At 39.1% G+C, this 18,052-nt stretch carries 20 protein-coding genes and 1 pseudogene; 16 read left to right on the top strand and 5 right to left on the bottom strand.

Annotated features, from left to right (window positions below):
* Positions 1-109 precede the first annotated feature (109 nt).
* Positions 110-2,014, bottom strand: coding sequence for a squalene--hopene cyclase (gene shc / locus DRW41_RS10880; protein ID WP_115452006.1), 1,905 nt, complete (start codon positions 2,012-2,014; stop codon positions 110-112).
* A gap of 110 nt (positions 2,015-2,124) precedes the next feature.
* Between shc and DRW41_RS10875 the strand changes: the two genes are divergently transcribed.
* From DRW41_RS10875 to opuFB, 15 genes are all read left to right on the top strand, one after another.
* Positions 2,125-3,261, top strand: a complete 1,137-nt coding sequence (locus DRW41_RS10875; RefSeq protein ID WP_115452005.1) for a DUF2515 family protein — start codon at positions 2,125-2,127, stop codon at positions 3,259-3,261.
* A gap of 125 nt (positions 3,262-3,386) precedes the next feature.
* Entirely contained in the window at positions 3,387-3,815 is a 429-nt protein-coding gene (locus DRW41_RS10870) for a hypothetical protein (RefSeq protein ID WP_115452004.1), read from the top strand.
* 77 nt (positions 3,816-3,892) lie between these two features.
* On the top strand, positions 3,893-4,345 hold the full coding sequence (locus tag DRW41_RS10865) for a hypothetical protein (protein WP_115452003.1): 453 nt from the start codon (positions 3,893-3,895) through the stop codon (positions 4,343-4,345).
* A gap of 125 nt (positions 4,346-4,470) precedes the next feature.
* Positions 4,471-4,953, top strand: coding sequence for a GNAT family N-acetyltransferase (locus tag DRW41_RS10860; RefSeq protein ID WP_115452002.1), 483 nt, complete (start codon positions 4,471-4,473; stop codon positions 4,951-4,953).
* A 224-nt stretch (positions 4,954-5,177) separates the two neighbouring features.
* Positions 5,178-5,513 (top strand): 2Fe-2S iron-sulfur cluster-binding protein, encoded by a 336-nt coding sequence (locus DRW41_RS10855; RefSeq protein WP_115452001.1) that lies wholly within the window; start codon positions 5,178-5,180, stop codon positions 5,511-5,513.
* A 201-nt stretch (positions 5,514-5,714) separates the two neighbouring features.
* Entirely contained in the window at positions 5,715-6,152 is a 438-nt protein-coding gene (locus DRW41_RS10850; protein WP_115452000.1) for a MarR family winged helix-turn-helix transcriptional regulator, read from the top strand.
* Between the two features lie 55 nt (positions 6,153-6,207).
* Positions 6,208-7,149, top strand: coding sequence for a ring-cleaving dioxygenase (locus DRW41_RS10845; RefSeq protein ID WP_115451999.1), 942 nt, complete (start codon positions 6,208-6,210; stop codon positions 7,147-7,149).
* Between the two features lie 24 nt (positions 7,150-7,173).
* Positions 7,174-8,187: a pirin family protein gene (locus DRW41_RS10840; protein WP_115451998.1), complete on the top strand. Its 1,014-nt coding sequence runs from the start codon at positions 7,174-7,176 to the stop codon at positions 8,185-8,187.
* A 242-nt stretch (positions 8,188-8,429) separates the two neighbouring features.
* Entirely contained in the window at positions 8,430-8,894 is a 465-nt protein-coding gene (locus DRW41_RS10835; protein ID WP_142752221.1) for a hypothetical protein, read from the top strand.
* Between the two features lie 66 nt (positions 8,895-8,960).
* Complete coding sequence (locus DRW41_RS10830; RefSeq protein ID WP_115451996.1) at positions 8,961-9,446, top strand: tetratricopeptide repeat protein; 486 nt, start codon at positions 8,961-8,963, stop codon at positions 9,444-9,446.
* Positions 9,447-9,494: 48 nt separating this feature from the next.
* Complete coding sequence (locus DRW41_RS10825) at positions 9,495-9,776, top strand: CPCC family cysteine-rich protein (RefSeq protein ID WP_115451995.1); 282 nt, start codon at positions 9,495-9,497, stop codon at positions 9,774-9,776.
* Between the two features lie 124 nt (positions 9,777-9,900).
* Positions 9,901-10,329: an NUDIX hydrolase gene (locus DRW41_RS10820; RefSeq protein WP_115451994.1), complete on the top strand. Its 429-nt coding sequence runs from the start codon at positions 9,901-9,903 to the stop codon at positions 10,327-10,329.
* Positions 10,330-10,363: 34 nt separating this feature from the next.
* Positions 10,364-10,840, top strand: a complete 477-nt coding sequence (locus tag DRW41_RS10815) for a DinB family protein (RefSeq protein ID WP_115451993.1) — start codon at positions 10,364-10,366, stop codon at positions 10,838-10,840.
* A 350-nt stretch (positions 10,841-11,190) separates the two neighbouring features.
* Positions 11,191-12,150, top strand: a complete 960-nt coding sequence (gene opuFA, locus DRW41_RS10810) for an osmoprotectant update ABC transporter ATP-binding subunit OpuFA (RefSeq protein WP_115451992.1) — start codon at positions 11,191-11,193, stop codon at positions 12,148-12,150.
* On the top strand, positions 12,143-13,663 hold the full coding sequence (gene opuFB / locus DRW41_RS10805; protein WP_115451991.1) for an osmoprotectant update ABC transporter permease/substrate-binding subunit OpuFB: 1,521 nt from the start codon (positions 12,143-12,145) through the stop codon (positions 13,661-13,663). The genes opuFA and opuFB overlap by 8 nt, the downstream gene beginning before the upstream one ends.
* 421 nt (positions 13,664-14,084) lie before the next feature.
* Here opuFB and DRW41_RS23615 read toward each other — a convergent pair whose 3' ends face one another.
* From DRW41_RS23615 to DRW41_RS10785, 4 genes and pseudogenes are all read right to left on the bottom strand, one after another.
* The gene (locus DRW41_RS23615; RefSeq protein WP_181884509.1) at positions 14,085-14,312 is read right to left on the bottom strand and encodes a superoxide dismutase family protein; all 228 of its coding nucleotides are present in this window, start codon (positions 14,310-14,312) and stop codon (positions 14,085-14,087) included.
* The gene (locus DRW41_RS23610; RefSeq protein WP_115451989.1) at positions 14,269-14,721 is read right to left on the bottom strand and encodes a superoxide dismutase family protein; all 453 of its coding nucleotides are present in this window, start codon (positions 14,719-14,721) and stop codon (positions 14,269-14,271) included. The genes DRW41_RS23615 and DRW41_RS23610 overlap by 44 nt, the downstream gene beginning before the upstream one ends.
* A 639-nt stretch (positions 14,722-15,360) precedes the next feature.
* The gene (locus tag DRW41_RS10790; RefSeq protein WP_115451988.1) at positions 15,361-16,908 is read right to left on the bottom strand and encodes an erythromycin esterase family protein; all 1,548 of its coding nucleotides are present in this window, start codon (positions 16,906-16,908) and stop codon (positions 15,361-15,363) included.
* Positions 16,909-17,153: 245 nt separating this feature from the next.
* Positions 17,154-17,296: pseudogene (locus DRW41_RS10785) on the bottom strand (GMP reductase); the annotation flags it as partial.
* 270 nt (positions 17,297-17,566) lie between these two features.
* On the opposite strand from DRW41_RS10785, the gene DRW41_RS10780 reads away from it, so the two are divergent.
* Positions 17,567-18,022 (top strand): GNAT family N-acetyltransferase, encoded by a 456-nt coding sequence (locus DRW41_RS10780; RefSeq protein WP_115451987.1) that lies wholly within the window; start codon positions 17,567-17,569, stop codon positions 18,020-18,022.
* Positions 18,023-18,052: the final 30 nt, after the last annotated feature.

Raw genomic sequence — 18,052 nt, 5'->3', positions numbered from 1 at the left:
AATTCCTTTTTCTCCAAGGCTACCGTCTGTTGTGGTTTGTTCATTTTACGGGACAGGATCGTAAAATATGCCAAAGGCCACTCAAGAGATTCTTTGAATCCACACATCTTTATTTAAAATCCTTATGCGGCTTTTCCGTTAAGAGCTGCCCGTCAGCTAATTTTTGATAATGGGCCAGGGAAAGCAATGGAAAAACATATTCATAACAATGATAATTGAGATAAAAGGATCCTGCCATTCCCCTTCCTTTTGGATAGGTTGCCGTCCAGTCTTTTTCCTTCTTATCCACTAAAAAAGCTGCGCCGTTTTCAATTTCAGGCGTAACTCCAGTTGCGGCCGAGATGAGTGTGTCGAGGGCCCAAGCGGTATGAGTGCGGGTGCTTTCGCCCAACGGCACATAACAATTTTTGATATCACTTTTACAGGATTCTCCCCAACCCCCATCGGGATTTTGAATGCTCCGCAACCAAGCTAGAGCCTTTTGAATAGCTGGATGATTCGGTGAAACCCCAACTGCAATCAGTCCCGTTACGGCCGCCCATGTGCCATAAATATATACGCCCCAACGCCCAACCCAGGAACCATCTGAATTTTGATGCCGCAACAGCCAACGAATCCCATCTTTCACCATGGGATGGTGAAGATCCAAATGGGTATAGTTTCCGAAGAACTCCAAAGTCCTTCCCGTTAAATCAACTGTCGACGGGTCGATCAATAAATCTTTACCACCCTCTATCGGTAACAAATTCAAAATTTTCTTATCCACATTCTTTTCGAATGCCGCCCAGCCTCCGTCCTTGTTTTGCATGGAAATGAGCCAGTTTACTCCACGATCCCACGCCTGCCGGTACTCCGCTTGCTCCGTGGCCAAAGTACGAATCGCCCTCAGTGCAGCTGTTGTGTCGTCAATATCCGGGTGGATTGTGTTCAGGTCCGCAAACCCCCAACCTCCCGGTAACAGGTCCGGTTCATGAATGACCCAATCCCCATATTTTAGATGCTGGCGGGAGAGAATGTATTGATTTGCCTTTTGAATCGTTTTGGATGAATAGGGAACTCCTGATTCTTGCATGGCGTAACTAAGTAAAGTCGTATTCCAGACGGTAGCCGTCGTGTACTGGCAGTGAAGTTCCCCGTCGATCCGGCAGGCCATTGCTTTTAAACCTTGTACGGCACGAGTAATCACCGGATGTGTAGTCGGATACCCCCTCGCCAGTAAGGCAAAAATCATTAGAAAAGTAGTGCTGAAATAATTTAAATAAGTGCCGTCCGGCTCGATTCGGTCCAGCATATATTTTTCCGCCCGATACAATGTCAATTCGCGCAGGTTTCCATGGTATTTCAAACCTTGAATCCCTTGTTTTATCCATTTGATCACCGAGCGGGCCTCTTCTGATTGCTCCTCTGTGAAAAAACGGACATCTTTTCTTTGAAACAAATCGGACAGATTGGGCGATCGTTTCGTCCTTTTACGAAAATTAGTATTGGCGAGAATTAAAAAAGGGATGATGTTCGCTCTTCCGTATACGGAGAGGTCAAAAAGATTGATAGGAAAGGAGTCTGGTAAAAGCATCACTTCAATGTTAATGGGGAAGTGCGGCCACTGGCATTGCCCTGTCATGGCCAACATGAGTTTCAAAAACATATGCACTTCCGTAGCGCCTCCATTGGCCATAATGAACCTTCTTGCTGCCTGGATTTCCTTATCCTTTCGATCCCGGTAACCAGAATAAAGAAGGGCATAATAAGCTTCCACTGTGGCTGTCAGATTTCCTTTTTCCTCATCATGAAACAGCTTCCATGACCCATCTTTCTGCTGTTTTCCGGCGATACGCTTCACCAATTCTTTTATGAAATCCTCATCACTTATTTCCAATGTCCGTAATAAGATAATCATACTACAGTCCGATGCGATTCCGGTCTCGAAAGGATAACGCCAGGCCCCGTCCTCTGATTGGTCCAGGACGATCTGATTGGCGATTCTGTTCATTTCCTTATATACCCGATGCCTCATAGTACCCGTCCTCTCCCAACGATTCATCTTTGTATTCATATTCAGTGAACAATATGAATATGAATTCCGTGGGATGACCGTACACTCAACATGATTTTTGATAAAGGGTGATGCCGTTTTTGCTGGACTCTTTCTCAGATGTAAAAAAAGAATTAAAAAAGAAGATGAAAAAGGAATCTTCCGGCCTTCTGCCCTTTTTATCGGAAAATGATAAACAATGTATTCACCTTATAAGAGAGCAGACAAGACAACTTAACCAAAACAATGTAACACGGACGCAAGCTTATTTTCAGTTTTACCTTCAGCACCCTGAAATCCATTGGGCCTTACTCGGTCATATGGTATCGCGAAACGTCGGATGGAACATGACCGATTTAAAAGGGGAATTGCTGACAAAACTGCTGCCTGAAAAAGATCAAAAAGCTATTTTTTTCTTTTTGGAACGCGGCAGTTGGTTGATTTTTCAAGATGTGTTTCCTCAATTTTTGGTTTATGACCTGAGTTTGAGGAGAGGGCGAGACATGTTTCATCTCTTACCTTTTCTTCATACTTCCACCTTCATGGAAACGATGTGGCGTTATTTTTGGCGCAGTGGGGATAGCTATACATTGGCAATTGGGACGGTAATAAATGAACAAAGCTATTTGGAAAAAAGATTGATTCAAAATACTCATTTCCAAAATACCGTAACAGGTACGGTTAGTTTTAAAATGTATGACTTTTTACGGCTCAATAACATTCTATTTCCCTACTGCTTAGGGGAGAAAAGGGAGAAAGCTTCACTTACGGGTGCCACCTCACGTTATTTCACCTCGCTCCACGAAAGAATTTTATTCGGAAAAGAATTGTATTCCCTTCTTTTTCAGCGTGAAAGGATTCTGGAGGGGGTCTTAAAATGGACGCTTGAGCACCCTCACACGGGTTCACGGAAAGATTATTGGCCAGATTTGTTTAATGATGTAAAAGAATCTTCTCCCCGATCCATTTATAAACGGCGGGTCAAGAATTGCGAGTTGAGAAAGGGTGCCGAGCGGCTGTACAGCCCGCCTTTAAAATACGCCTGGCCGAATATCCCTCATGAAGATGCGACGAGCGGAGATTGGTATGAGGATTGGCATGTGCTGGATTATATTCATAAAGAAGTCAGTTTGGATGGAGAGATTTTATCTAATTACTGCAAAACCCTTGAAACAATTGAACTTGCGGTTATGGCGAAAGAAGCCATTCTATTCAGAGAAGAAGAATAACCAATACGTTACGAAACAGATGCGGTGATCCATGAAGGATTACCGCATATTTTGTTGAACTACTTATTTAACAAAAAACAAAGGGTTTAATTTGTGAAGTATGAAAACATGGGGAGGAAGTTTTCGTGCACCCAATAAGCGTAATAGAAGTTTCATTGTCATTTATTTTTGTCATTGTAACTTTTGGTATTGCGCTTTTATTCCCAAAAAAGTATAAGAAATTAACCTTAATGATCGCATCCCTTTTATCTGTACTTTTGCTTTTATACTTCACTATTCGTCCTTTTTGGATTGATTATCAAGTTTCAAAAAAGATGGACCTGCTAAATCAATATCTAAGAGAAGAATATCCCGACCAAGAATGGTCCATTACCCGGAGGGAAGGCAGACAGTATAACCCCTATCATTTGGACGTCGAATTTATGAACGAAAAAGGTTGGGTATACACCTATTCATTGGTAAATGAAAAGAATATTTGCCAAAGTGCTTGGGCCCCTCAAAATGGTAAGTTACCCAGAGAAGGGAAGCATTTTGAAAGTAAACCTTGTGAATAGTAGATATTTATATTCCTACATTACTAATTTTAGTGTTTGGGAAATCCGTTAGGTATAGAAAAATTAGGTGGTGTACTATGATTTTGACTTGGAAACCGAACTGGTATGAATTGGACCAACCTGTAATCATTGGTGATATAGATTACTTCTATCTGGATAAAGGTGAAAAAATGTTCGTAAATGATTTGGTTTCCTCTGAAGACAAAGAGGTTTGCGGGGAAATCATCCAGATCACTCATCGTGAGCTAGGCGAACTGTTGGGGATACTGACGATTGGCTTAAGCTATAAATTCTTTTTAAAAGATGGTACATTCTTTCAGGTAGATGCGGAAGAAAATCCAGGTCAGATTGAGCATCCAAATAATATTAAAGTAAATGATTGGATATTTAATGTGGAGTTAAATGTATATGAGGAGACGGGTTTGTCATCTCTGGAGAGAACGAAAAGAACAATGAAACACGAACGATTAAGGCTTGAAAAGGAAAGAAGAGAAAAGTATAAACGCTTATTGAACATTGATTATTTATAATGCTTGTTCAAAACGGCTGCGGTGATCCAAGAAGGATTACCGCCTATTTTGTTGAACTTCTTATTAAACGGGTTGTAGATGAAGGGTCCCAATCAATTATCCATTCTTCATTGGGAGGGGAATGTATGAATGGTATAACCTTGCAAAAATTTGATTCAACTGATTTTAATAATTACTTCCTGCTTGTCTCGAATGAACAAGTAATGAGTATGATTACGGAACGTTCAATCCCATTGGAAGAAGCGCAAGGAAAATTTCAAAAGATACTAAAGCGAAATGAAAACTATAAAACATTCGGCTCTTATAAGGTTTATAACCACACAAATGAATTCATTGGACTTGGCAGTTTAATTTTGAATGAAGAAAAGAATGATGAAGCGGAAATAGGATACATGCTACTTCCACAGTATTGGGGAAAAGGTTACGGTAGTGTGATTGCAGAGGCATTAATAAATAAAGCCAAAAATACAGATGTGAATCGTTTAACAGCAATCATAGATCCTAAAAATAAATCCTCAAGAAAAATATTATTAAAAAGTGGATTTCATTCAGAAAAAATATGTGAGATAGAAGGATTACCAGGGGAAATATTGAGTCGGGCAATATAACCAAAAGTGAGGCAAAGGTTAACGGCTGCTTTGATCCCGGAAGAATCGAGGAGCCCAATAATATTATTGGTATGGTTGGTAACTTGGAAAACGGATAGGATATTGATATAAATTAGGTTGCCCGTTCGGGTGGTCTTTTTTAATGAAAGATTTATTTATAAGACCCCTTTTTAGGGGGCATATTAATAAGCATTAATTTACCATATTAAATATGGAGGTATATGATGCCCTATGTAACGGTATTAGGTAAAGGGAAGTTTGAAGTCGAGACGGGAAAAAAGTTAGTTTTGGCTCTGGAGGAAAATGGTATACATATACTTCACCGCTGTGGAGGAAAAGCAAAATGTACAACTTGCAGAGTAGAAATTTCATCAGGTGAATATTTGGAAGTAACCGAAATTGAAAAAGAAGCCTTTGCCAAAAAAGATATTGACTATCAATTGATAGATGATTGTTTACGGTTATCGTGTCAAATCCGTGTGATAAGCGATATTACGGTTCGCCCCATCATGACAGTTGACAATTCCGGACTTGACGCAGGTCCGAGACCGAATGACTGAATCCAGGAACTCTAGTTATATGCAGCCATTAAGAGTTTGGAAAGAGAATCGGTTAACAAACTGGTTCTCTTTTCTGTTATTAAAAGAAGGTCTTCATCAGGAAATCCTGCGATTTCAACAATGTCTCGAATTCAGGATATTTTTCTTGTGTTTTTATCACTTGATGTGTAAACTGATGGAGACGAGAGGAAGTGAGTCATATTGAGAAAAAGTACCCTTGGTTCACTCATTTGGTTGCGGATTGCCCGTTTTACCCATCAAAGTAATTTACTATCAAATGATTTCTTAAAACAGTTCGGGATAACGGCTGCACAGTTCGATGTATTAAACCAGATTTCGACTTATCAGCCGATCACCCAAAGTCAGCTGGCTGTAAAATCGACTGTATCGGAGGGTGGAATTTCACGGATGCTCACCCGCCTTGAGCAAGAGGGGTATATACAGCGTAAGCAGGACTGGAAAACCAAATGGATTACCCTTTCTTCAAAAGGGGAAGCGAAAATGCATGAAGTATTTGAACATCAGCTTGCCTTCCAAACTTCGATTGTCAATGAATGCTTGACAGAGGAAGAGCAGAAAACACTCTATATGCTGATGACAAAATTACAAAAACATACCGAAAATAAAATAGGAAATTAGGAAATTTTTTTAGTCTATCGCTTGATTAGTAAACAGAAAAAAAGGAGGAATAGCTTTGTATAAAATCCCAGGACACCATCACATTTCAATGATTACAAAGAACGCAAGTAAAAATAATCATTTTTACCGGCATGTGCTTGGCATGCGTCGTGTAAAACTAACAGTGAACCAAGATGAGCCATCGATGTATCACTTATTTTACGGAGATAAAACAGGCAGCCCGGGTACTGAACTATCATTCTTTGAAATCCCGCCAGCTGGCCGTACACACCGGGGAACAAATGCCATTACTAAAATCGGTTTACTTGTACCATCGGAAGCTAGTTTATCCTATTGGAAAGCACGTTTTGAGGAACATGGTGTGTACCATGGTGAGGTTACAACGTATGCCAATCATCGAGCTTTACACTTTGAGGATCCTGAAGGTTTACGTATGGTCCTTCTTGTTTCAAACGGTGCAAAGGTTGAGCACTGGGAAACATGGGAGAAATCCGATGTCCCTGCCGAGCATCAAATCCAGGGAATGGGTTCAGTGGAAATAACGGTACGAAGACTTGAAAAATTGGCAAGCACACTTACTGACATGTTTGGCTATACCGAAATTAGCCGCACCGATGACGAAGCGATTTTTCAATCAGTCAAAGGAGAGATTTTCGGAGAAATCGTCGTGAAGTATTTGGATGGCCCTTCTGAACGGCCAGGCCGAGGCAGTATTCATCATTTGGCGATTCGTGTAAAAAATGATGGGGAGCTCGAATTTTGGGCAGACCAAGTACGGGCGCGCGGATTCCATTCATCCGGCATCGTGGATCGCTACTACTTTAAGAGCCTCTATTTCCGTGAATCAAATGGAATTCTATTTGAAATCGCAACCGATGGACCAGGCTTCACAATTGATGGAGACATCGAAACACTGGGTGAAAAATTGGATTTACCGCCATTTTTAGAAGAGCGTAGAGCTGAAATTGAAGAAAGTCTACAACCCATTGAAGATTAACTTTTTAAAGGGAGTGAAATAAAAGTGACTAGCAAAATCATGAAAATACAAAAATTAGGATTTCCGTGGGAAACAGAAGATCCGTTCCTTATGACAGTCCATCATAAAGATGCATATCCTCCAGGAAATGAAGAGCAGGGCCCTAACGTTTCATTGGAAGGCAGAAATCTTGGCCAGGACTTTACGTTGCAAGATGGTTTTAGAATGTACCATGGCACAACCGTTCCGGGATTCCCTGCGCATCCCCATAGAGGTTTTGAAACCGTAACTGTCACTTTTGAAGGTTTAATTGATCATTTTGATTCGTATGGGTCCACAGGACGATTCGGGAACGGCGATGTTCAATGGATGACAGCCGGAAAGGGCTGCCAGCATACTGAAATGTTTCCTCTCGTCAATCAGGACAAAGGCAATCCACTTGAATTCTTTCAGATTTGGCTGAATCTGCCCTCAAAAAATAAATTCGCCGAACCTGAATATAAAATGTTATGGGCTGAGGATATACCCGAAGTACAATCGGCTTCTGCCAATGGACAGAAAACGACTGTTAGAGTAATTGCCGGAAAAATGATGGGCAAGTCCAGTTTAGAACCAAATTCTGCTTCCTGGGCAAACGATAAAAATAACCATGTGGGGATTTATGTTATTCGTATGGAGCCGGAGGCAGACTTCACCCTGCCGTCCGTTTCAGCGACAATGACCAGAAATCTATACTATTATAAGGGAGATAAACTTCATATAGACGATACAACTGTTGAAACATACCATCGTGTAAAACTTGCGGGTGACCAGGAAATCACGATTACAAATGGATCATCCGAGAGCTATATGCTGCTCCTAGAGGGTGAGCCGATACAGGAACCTGTCGTTTCTTATGGACCGTTTGTAATGAATACCGAGCAGGAAATCCGCGACGCATTCAACGAGTATCAAAAAACACAATTTGGAGGCTGGCCGTGGGGCCGTCCGGATCCAGTGAATAGGCGTGACTCAGGAAGATTCGCACGCCATGCCGATGGAAGAGTTGAAAAAAGGTAACCAATTAAATAATTGATTCCCTACCACTACGTTTATAGAGTAAGCATCCAAATGAACCGTTTGGATGCTTTTTTCATTCTATACTTATAGTAATTAACTCCAGTAAGGTCGATTCTTTCCAAGATTGTAATCATTGCGCGGTCTTTTTTTCCTTGTTAAATAAACCGATTTTGCTGAAGAAGGACTTTAATAATAGATTGGAGAAGAAAACGTATATGGTTATTTGGCGAAGAGGTGAAAATTTGAGTATTACTAAAAGAACATCTATTGTTTATCCATTACTAGTAATCTTTTTATTGTTTGGTTGTTCCAACGATAGTTCCCTTGAGGATAAAATCGTGAAAATTCTTAAGGAAAGTGATAATAGGGATTATGAAAGAGTTATCGATTATGACATCAAAGGGGATTTTATTGTTGTAGTCTATAAGAGTAAAGGCCATGAACAATTAAATATCGGATTTATCAAGATGAACAACGGTAACTTCGATTGGGAGATAGGTATGAGCGGTCCAAAATTAACAGGTGGTGATATTCATATCTCAGACCCAATCGTAGTGAGTGTTATTATCCCAAAAGAAACTGGCATTAATCATGTAAAAGTTTTTGGGGAATATACAAAACAAATAAAGTACTCCAAAGAAATTAGTTATTGGATCGCATATACGAATAAATCACCAAGCAGCTTAGACGTTGAATATATAAAATAGCTGCAATCTTATTAACGTGTGAGTTTAGAAGACCAAACAGACAAAAAGCATTGGAGAGAAGAATGAATGGAAATGGAATTAGAAAAGGCTGTTGCTTTACGGAATAGTGGACATCATAAAGAATCCAATGAATTACTTGTGAAATTGGTGCAGGAGTTCCCTAATGATGCAACAATTAACTATCAATGCGCATGGAGTTTTGATTTATTGGGAGAAGAAGCGAAGGCCGTACCCTTTTATGAAAAAGCGATCCAATCAGGGCTGCCTTCAAAGGAATTGGAAGGAGCGTTATTAGGGTTAGGGAGTACATATCGGACATTAGGCGAATATGAAAAGTCAAATAGTATATTTCTAAAGGGAATTGAAGCATTCCCAGAAAACAGGGCCATTCAGGTATTCTATTCGATGACCTTATACAATTTAAATGAACACAGCAAAGCAATGGAGCTGTTGCTGAAATGCCTCATTGAAACAACAAACGATGAAGAAATCACAAAATATAAAAGAGCACTTGATTTCTATTTAGATAAATTAGATGAGATTTGGAAGTAATTTGTGAGTACTTAAGCTTTAGAAGAATAATTCAAAAGGGAGTGCGGTATGAAATATACTTGTCCTTGCTGCGGATATAAAACATTAGACGAAGAGCCGCCTGGAACATATGACATTTGCGGCATTTGTTTTTGGGAAGATGATGGCGTTCAGTTCAATGACCCGGATTATGAGGGAGGAGCAAATGATGTTTCATTAAGACAGGCACAACAAAATTACACTAAATTCGGGGCGTGCCAAGAAGACTGTATTCAATTTGTTAGAAAGCCGACCAAGAAAGATGTAAGAGACTCCAATTGGAAACCATTAATTTATCGTACTTTTTATTAAGCTTAGGATAAGATTGTGATATTTTCCTGTAAACTCTCTGTGCTTTAGTCCAGGAAGGATAAAGAACCTTTTTGTTGAATTTCTTTAAAAGCTCAAATTTGCTTTTAAAAGGTGGAGGTATTGAATGAAGAAAGGACAGATTCGTCCAATTGCTATTTGTGTGTTCAGAAAAGAGGATTCAATACTGGTTTGTGAGGGCTTCGATGAGGTAAAAAAAGAATATTATTATCGACCAATTGGAGGAGGCATCGAGTACGGCGAAACAAGTTCTAATGCATTGAAGAGAGAAGTGCTTGAAGAGATTGGGGCAAGCATTACAAACATCAACTTCCTCGGGACAGTGGAAAATATATTTACGTTTAACGGTGACCTTGGACACGAAATAGTCTTTGTATATAATTCCGAATTTGTTGAAAAGTCCTTTTATGAGAAATCTTCTTTTGTAGGCTACGAGGATAATGGGGCAGCCTTCTCATTGTATTGGAAGCCAATAAGCGATTTTACAAAACATAAATTAAGGCTGGTTCCAGAGGGATTATTGCCTTTACTCTAGATTGCATAATTTGGTGTGAAAGGAGTGTAAAAAAGTGGATGTATTCTTAACTCAGTATGACTGGATCAAAAGGACAAGGGAATCATTATTTCGTTATTGTGAAACCTTACCGCCATCAGATTATGTTAAAGAGCTCGATAACTTTGGGGGAGATTCTATTCGAAATCTACATTCTCATGTAGCCGATTGTTATCGGGTATGGTTGGGGAGCCGTGCTCTTGGTAAATCACATCAAAAAATTAAACCAGAATCTATTAACAACGTACTGGAAATGCGCGAGGTTTTTAGGAAAATTGATATCCTGGTTGGGGAATACCTTAATGAATTTAAAGGTAAATGGGATCAAACTATTCCTGTATCCTTTCACAGTGGTGACAGCGCTGAGATAACCGCATTATGGCTTTTTACGCACACGATCACACACGAGTTTCATCATAAAGGACAAATTGTAAAAATAGGCCGACAACTGGGGTATATACCGCCGGATACGGATCTTATTGAAGCATTTTGAGTAAAGGTAAGTAGCTTCCTTTTGTTCAAAATAAATGCTAAAGTTGAAGATCAAGCTGTCATTTCGGCAGCTTCCAGAAGGATTAATGCTTATTTTTTAATTACAAACGGGAGCGTAGTTTTAGAAAAATTACGGTCCTTTTTTGTTGAACTTCTTTTTGAAGAAGTGGTAGGTTTGTGAAAGTAGGACTACATAAAATAGAACACTCTTTATGCCAAATTGAAATGGAGTTAGGGAGAAACTATCTATTAGTGAAAAAACAGCTGTCTTATTGTATCCCCAATTCAGCGAATCGAAGACCCTGAGGATCTAAGACAGCTACATAAGGCATACCTACAAGGAGAAATAAGATGATTCGATTTGAACAGGTTTCAAAAGAATATACCAATGGAACGTATGCAGTGAATTCCTTGGATTTCGAGATAAGAAAAGGCGAATTTTTTGTTCTCATTGGCCCGAGCGGATCAGGGAAAACCACTACCTTAAAGATGATTAATCGGCTCATTAGCCTGACAAGAGGAACGGTTTGGATCCATGACAAGAAAATCAGTGATTATGATATTAATGAGCTCCGCTGGAATATTGGATACGTGCTTCAAGAGATTGGCCTGTTCCCGCACATGTCAATTGCCGAAAATATCGCAGTCGTTCCAGAGCTATTGCATTGGGATAAACAGAGAATCGCAAATCGTGTGGATGAGTTGCTTACTTTAGTAGGGCTTGACCCTGGCTCCTATCGAAACCGAAAACCGAGTGAACTATCAGGCGGTCAGCAGCAACGAATTGGAGTAGTACGGGCCTTGGCGGGAGACCCGGAGATTCTTTTAATGGATGAACCGTTCAGTGCCCTTGACCCCTTTAGCAGGGAAAAACTTCAGGACGATCTGCTTAACATACAGCGTAAAATTAAGAAAACGATTGTTTTCGTTACCCATGATATGCGAGAAGCTTTAAAATTGGGCGATCGCATTTGTGTGATGAAGGAGGGGGAAATTGTCCAAATCAGCACACCAAACGAACTTTTAACCAACCCAGTGAATGATTTTGTAAGAGAATTTGTAGGAAGCGGACGTAACTTGACAATTAAGCTAGAAGATTTGATCATACCTATTTCGCAATGGGCCGAAACACAATCTGACGAGAACGCGATTTCCATTTCCGCTGATTTAGATGAGGTGCTGGAGGAATTGATGAATACCGATTCTTTGCCAGTAAAACACAATGGAGAAGTAATTGGAATAGTAAACAGACAGCATGTGCTGAAATATTTAGCGGATTATGTGAGGAAAGGCGGGCGGGAACATGAATAATTTAATGCACGCTTTTACCGAACGGAAGGGGCAGCTTTTACATGCTTTGCTTCAGCATATTGAAATATCGCTGATTGCCCTGTTTTTCGCTATATTGATCGCTCTGCCATTAGGGATTTATCTAACCCGAAAACCAAAAATTGCCGAATATATTATCGGTTTTACCGGCGTCTTACAAACGATCCCTTCCCTGGCCCTCTTGGGATTGCTCATTCCGGTGTTTGGAATCGGCACAATACCTGCCATTTTCGCATTAGTCGCTTACGCATTACTACCATTATTACGAAACACTTATACAGGAATTAAAGAGGTAGATCCATCTATACGCGAGGCAGCACGTGCAATGGGAATGAATAGACGAAAAAGCCTTCTTAAAGTCGAAATTCCATTGGCTATGCCGGTCATCATGGCAGGTATTCGCACGGCGACCGTATTAATCATAGGTACTGCAACAATTGCCGCTTTAATTGGAGCGGGTGGATTGGGCGATATTATCCTTCTTGGAATTGACCGAAATGATTATTCACTTATTGTTTTAGGTGCAATCCCTTCTGCATTATTGGCTATCCTATTTGATGGCTTGCTTCGTCAATTTGAAAGACTTTCTTTTAAAAAATTAGTGGCCGGGGTCGGTACTTTTGCTTTGGTAGCCTTGCTTATCATAGCATCAACATTCTTTAAAGGAGGAGAACAAAAAGATCTCGTCATTGCTGGTAAATTAGGGTCAGAACCTGAAATATTAATCAATATTTACAAGCTGCTCATCGAGAATGATACAGACTTGCATGTTGAATTAAAGCCGGGACTTGGCGGTACATCTTTTGTATTTAACGCATTAAAATCCAAAAGTATTGATATCTACCCTGAATTCTCCGGAACAGTCATCGCCGAGTTTCTAAAAGAGCAGCCAGTAAGTACGGATAGTAAAGAAGTATACCAACAAGCCAAAGACGGGGTTTCGAAAAAGCTGAATATGTCGTTGCTGGAGCCGACTCAATATAATAATACCTATGCACTGGCAGTTCCTGAACAATTTGCGGAGCAATATAATTTGCAAAAGATTTCTGACCTGGTTAAAGCCCAGGAGCAAATCAAAGCCGGATTCACTCGCGAGTTTACGGACAGAGAAGACGGATATCCCGGTCTAATGAAAAAATACAACGTAAAATTCAACTCTTTGACTACCATGGAGCCCAAGTTGAGATACAATGCCGTCAAAAGCGGCCAAATCAATCTTGTAGACGCCTATTCTACTGACAGTGAGCTGGAACAATACAATCTCAGGGTTCTTGAGGATGATAAACATTTCTTCCCGCCCTATCAAGGAGCACCTTTATTACGAAAAGAAACGGCAGACCAATATCCTGAGATTGTAACAGCACTAAATAAGCTTGCCGGAAAGATAACCGACGATGAAATGCGGAAAATGAATTATGATGTAGCTGTAAAGGGGATGAAACCTAGCAGTGTAGCAAGGAACTTCCTGAAAAAAGAAAACCTAATAAAAGAATAAGTGTAAATCTGATTACTTTTGCATTGTTTAGGAGTCTGTTTCTGCAGACTCCCTTTTTTATGACACCAGTCGCGAAAGAAGAAATGATAAATTATGTAGGGGAGTGAAAAAAGGAAATAGGGGTTGGAGAAGTGTTGTAATAAACGGCAGTCTTTTTTCAGCTTTAGGAATACCAATCTATCTTATCGTTCGAGCCATTTTGATTATAAAGTTATCGGGTATCTGATTTGTGTTGTTTTTATCAATACTGGTTCATTTGAATGTTTGAAGACATCACCGCACACTTGACCAGAAAATTTTACCATTTCGCCTTTCCCAAGGAGGAAAATATCGGTTGCGGAGTTTTGTGAACAAGAAAAAAACTGGTTGAAATTAGAGAAACCCTACACAACTTAGTATAGGGTTCTTTTACTATACTTTATTATTTGTTATCTTCATCTGTACTCAAAATTACTCCACATGCTTGTCTGTCCCCTGCATCCCCAGTTTTCAACGTTGCTTCATCAGGACCAGGTTTTCCGTCTGTTTGATAGCGATCAGGTATATTGCCGAAGTTATCAGGATTTGCATGGACGATTACAGCCAGTTTTTCTTTTTTCAGTTGATCAATGGTTAGGCGATCGAACGTTGGAATATGAAGCAGTACCATCCTCGTTAACATAAAGGGAAGGCATATCCCCAGCATGTCCGGAGTGCATTTTGTCATCTGGATTAAAGTGTCCGCCGGCTGTTGTGAACGGACCTTCCTTGGCATCGCGTTCACAGATACCCTTTTCATGGATATGAAAACCATGGTGCCCCGGCTCTAGACCGTCTATATTGGCGACAATCTGAACATGATTGTCATGAGCAATAAAGCTTACTGTACCAACAGTTTTATTTTCAACATCTTTTAGTTCTGCTTTAGCTTGTGGTTGTTCCTCTGTGCTTACGCTCTTCTCAGTTTTACCTCCAGTATTTGTCTTTCGTTCTCCATCCGATTTTTCTCCTGCAGCACATCCATTCAGCACCATCATCACAGAAATTGTTAGTAAAAGCTTCGTCCAAAATTTACTCATTTTATGCTCCCTTCTGTATTTATTGAATGTTCCAACTATACTATCAGGAGTAAATAGTTATATAAAGTGAAGTGCTGTGAAAATTAAAGAATTCATTCTTTTGGTCTAGAAGGTCACAATTTTTATGAACCTTCCTTCCTGCTCATCTAGATAGTAATGTTGAATGGCACCTAAAAACTCAATTTAAAATGAATTTATTGCCACTAAACTAGATGCTTTTTATTCCAGTGCATTAATGAGGGGAATCGACCAAAAAATATATTTCGAAAAAATTGATTGTGCCAATAGAGGCGACGAAGAAGCTACGAAAGAATTTTTTGCAACTACTATGAAGCCAGTGAAATTTGAAGAGAACACTGTGTTTGTCTTAGGAGATAACTGGGGAAGAAGCATCGATAGTACAAATTAAGGGTATTGCCGCTGGATAATTTTGAAGGTATTTCACTTATCTGGCTAGCCAGTACTTAAATATCCGCCATAAGAAACAATCGAGTGTTTAGATTTTAGAAGAATTAAGGCAGCTTTTGTTGAATTTCGTATTAAGCTAAAAGGTGCTTTATCCATGAAGGATTAAGCACCTTTCTGTTGAATTTCGTATTGAGCTTAAGTGGCAGGTTTTTGAAACGCGTTCAAGACACTTTATGAGACTTTACTGTAATGATCACTTTTACTCTTATTATGTTTTATTTTTACCCTCCAAAAAATCAATGCGGCCGAAATAAGGGTGATAAATAATCCAATAGCTATTAAATACGCATTATCGCCAAGTAAAGACTTTACTTCAGATTCAGCAGCTTCGCCCGCAGGTAAAGGTATAGGTTGTACTATAGGCAAATCACTTTTATAGATGGTTTCAGCAGCATTCGTATCCTCAATATTAATGATCCCATCGTAGAATTCTTTGGGAATGACCTTGGTAAGTTCTTGAGTTTTGTATAACATAGCCCCGATTAAATGCATTGAATGTTCTGTCGATAACCAACTTTCTAAATTACGATCTGTTGATGCGGTATTAAAATCTAAGAAACCTATAGGATAGCCTGTTTCCTTGAACCAAGAACTGAATATCTTCTCTTTCGGCTCAGCCAATTCTATTATACCTAGGTCCCTTCCCCAACTAGTCTCCCCAACTGTAACGAGACTACCTTTATAAAAGTCGAAGCCTAAGGAATAGTATTCCTTTTTAAATTCATCTTTAAGCAGGCTTCCCATATTGGAGATATTGGCCATTTGAAAGTGATTACTGATATGCCCGTTGTGAGCCCAGAGCATTATTTTATCATTCTTATAATATTCCTTTTCATAATTATGGATCCACTTTACATTGTCCGCCATACTAGCGTCCCGAAGACTAAATGATTTACGAAAGGTTTCCCCTGATACGTCAATATCTTTATTCTCAATAGGTGAAGAGATTTCATCAAGATGAAGGTTTTGATAAATGATTTCTAATTCCCTGCGGATAATTTCATATTCTTCTTTAGAGGACCGGGAAACGTAAGTATCTTTATTGGTTTCAAAGGCGTTAACCAGTTTTTCTAATAAAGGTTCTGTATATGACTTTTCATATCGAGGGTATAGATAACTGAAATCGGATGGAAGTTCACTCGTAGGATCGACTTTTTCTAGATACGCCTGAATATTAGGAACAGTACTGTTAACGCCTTGCATGTCAAATCCATAAAATCGGATCTTTTCGATATTAGCAGGATTTTGATTATACTCCTTCATCCAATCGATCATATCCGCGACTTCTTGAGTTGACCAGGTCCAAAATCTCATTGCGGAAATAACTTCTTCCATGCTGCCAGTACCGGTTAAAATGTAATTATTTATTACTTTATGGATTCCAAATTCGGCCTCAATCGCAAACGCTCGATAACCCAATTCTTCTACTAAGAATTCGTACATTCTGTGCTTCATTTGAAAAAATTCCTTAGTACCATGAGTGGCCTCGCCCATACCCAGGATTTTAACGTCCTTTAATATTTTCTTTAACGGCTGCAAATCTTCAAAGCCATTCCCAGCTTGAGTGGTCTTCAAAGGAATAAGTATTTCTTTCAGTTTTGGGCTAATAGAATTTGGATCAAAGACAGATTCAGCTTTTGAAATAGTAGGATGAAATGATCCCGCAAAAAAAACTACTATAGCCAATAATGATGAAAATAGCTTATTGAAAATTTTCATACCATTCCCCCATGGATAAGATTAATTTCTTCTATACGTCTTAACTCTATATTACCAAATTCCTGTATTTGTAAAAATAGATATTATTTGTAATTTTCGAGGTTCTTGATCACTATTTTCACAGCATATTGGGATTTAGTTATTTGACCGCTTTGTAATGAATAAGGGTAACAGGGTGATTAATAAATACAGATAGATACAGAAAAGCAGTGGATTCAAATCGCATCCACTGCTTACTATTTTCCTTAATAGACTCTATCACCATTAAAAATCGAATATTCTTTACAATCGCATAGTCGACATTTCGGATGGCGGATAGCTTGTTGCCTCCAGCATACGAAATCGATGATTGAAGGTCTTGCTCCATCTCAACGAGAGTGTCCTTGATCCCTCATTGACATTAAAAAATACGAAATCCGTTCCAATTTTTCAGTCATCTTCAAAGTAAATGATGTAGAGAACATGGATAATAAGGAATTTTATAAAAAATAATAGTATAATTAAAAGGTCTAAAACTTATCGTTATTTTTAGGCAATAGTTTTTAGAGGAGGCGTTCCATTATGGAAAACAATAGAACTTTAATAAGAAACGATTTTAAGGGGATAACGACTAATTAAAATGTATTTAGCGTTTCCCCGAATTTGAAAGGGGAAAAATATGAGTACAGAAAATGTGAGAATCGTAGAATTAAATTCAGAAAACTGGTATGACTGTTGTAAATTAGAGGTATCAATAGAACAAAAAGAATTCCTTGAACCCAATGCTATATCAATAGCCCAGTCAAAGTTTGAGCCTACATTAAGGCCATATGCTATTTATTCTGGAGAGAAAGTAGTGGGCTTTTTGATGTACAATTCTGTTGAAGAAGAACTTGATGCTTATTGGGTGTATAGAATAATGGTGGATAAGGAATTCCAAGGTAAGGGTATCGGTAAAGCTGCAACAAAGTTAATGATTTCAGAGATGGCTAAATTACCGAATGCGAAAAAAATAGTTGTAGGTTATCATCCTGAAAATTTGGGAGCACATAATTTATACTTGAGTTTAGGATTTATTGATCACGGTGATAGGTTTGGCAAGGAAATGGAAGTAATAAAAAATATTACCAAGTGATAAGTTGCTAAAATATTTCAAGGACCATTT

Source organism: Neobacillus piezotolerans, assembly GCF_003362805.1.
Classification (GTDB): domain Bacteria; phylum Bacillota; class Bacilli; order Bacillales; family Cytobacillaceae; genus Bacillus_D; species Bacillus_D piezotolerans.
The sequence above is the reverse complement of the archived record's forward strand: the minus strand, read 5'-3'. Positions and strand labels throughout refer to the sequence as shown.